The sequence below is a fragment of the Marinimicrobium sp. UBA4509 genome (genome assembly GCF_002388575.1).
Lineage (GTDB): Bacteria > Pseudomonadota > Gammaproteobacteria > Pseudomonadales > Cellvibrionaceae > Marinimicrobium > Marinimicrobium koreense.
The window spans coordinates 48,861-50,013 of sequence record NZ_DGMV01000054.1; the positions used below are offsets into that span (position 1 = coordinate 48,861).

The following is a 1,153-nucleotide window of genomic DNA, read 5'->3' on the forward strand; positions in this document are numbered from 1 at the left end:
TGAAGCGGCGCGCGCCGTGGGCCTGTGGATCGGCCGGCTCAAGCGCAGCCTGCGGGAAACCCGCAGCGAGCTGGAGAAACAGCTCGGCGCCGACGATATTCGCCGCCAGTTGCACAATGAAGAGGTGATGCGCAGCCTGGAAGCTACCCGCCGCCAGGTGCAGGAGGCGGTGGAGGAAGGCTCCTTCCAGACACCGCTGAAAAAATACAAGGACGAAGACGAGCCCGAGCGGCCCGATCACGCGCACACTGAGCCAGACGAGAACACGGAGCCAAAGAGCAGCGACTCGTCCAGCCGCTCCGGGGCCGATACGGACACCCGCGAGGCGGACGGCAAGGGCACTGATTCCGAGCCCACCGATGCCTCATCCGAGCCGGCCAAGGCACCCCGCGATTCACAGACGCCCTCTTCCTGAGCCCGAGCATGACCGTAACCCCGAACGACAAAGAACTGCCCCTGGTTCAGCACCTGATCGAACTGCGCAATCGCCTGCTGCGGATCATCATTATCGTGCTGGTGATCTTTCTGGGCCTGTTCTACTTTGCCAACGATATTTACACCCTGACGGCGGCCCCGCTGCAGAAATTCCTGCCCGAATCGGCGGGGATGATCGCCACCGACGTGGCCTCCCCCTTCCTGACACCATTCAAGCTCACCCTGTTTGTGGCGGTGCTGCTGGCCGCGCCGTTTATTCTGCACCAGATCTGGGCCTTTATCGCCCCCGGTCTGTACACCCATGAAAAGCGGCTGGCTCTGCCGTTGCTGGCCTCCAGTGTGGTGCTGTTCTACGGCGGTATGGCGTTCGCCTATTTCGTGGTGTTCCCGCTGATATTCGGGTTTTTTACCAGCGTGGGGCCGGAAGGCGTGGCGGTGATGACCGACATGGCCAAGTACCTGGACTTCGTCCTCAAGCTGTTTTTCGCCTTCGGGGTGGCGTTCGAGATTCCCATTGCCACCATCCTGATGATTCACGCCGGCATTATCACCCCGGACGGGATCGCCAAGAAACGCCCCTACGTCGTGGTCGGCTGCTTTGTCATGGGCATGGTTCTGACCCCACCGGATGTGATCTCCCAGACGCTGCTGGCCCTGCCCATGTGGCTGCTGTTCGAGGTGGGCGTATTCTTTGGCCGCATGGTGTACCGGCGGGACC

2 protein-coding genes are annotated in these 1,153 nt (G+C 61.9%); both read left to right on the forward strand.

Annotated elements, in window-relative coordinates; translation table 11 throughout:
* Window positions 1-415 (forward strand): hypothetical protein (locus B3520_RS10410; RefSeq protein ID WP_286875990.1); only part of this gene is annotated, 415 nt, incomplete at its 5' end.
* Between the two features lie 8 nt (window positions 416-423).
* Window positions 424-1,153, forward strand: a 730-nt coding sequence (tatC, locus tag B3520_RS10415) for a twin-arginine translocase subunit TatC (protein WP_286875991.1), incomplete at its 3' end; no start/stop codon positions are given.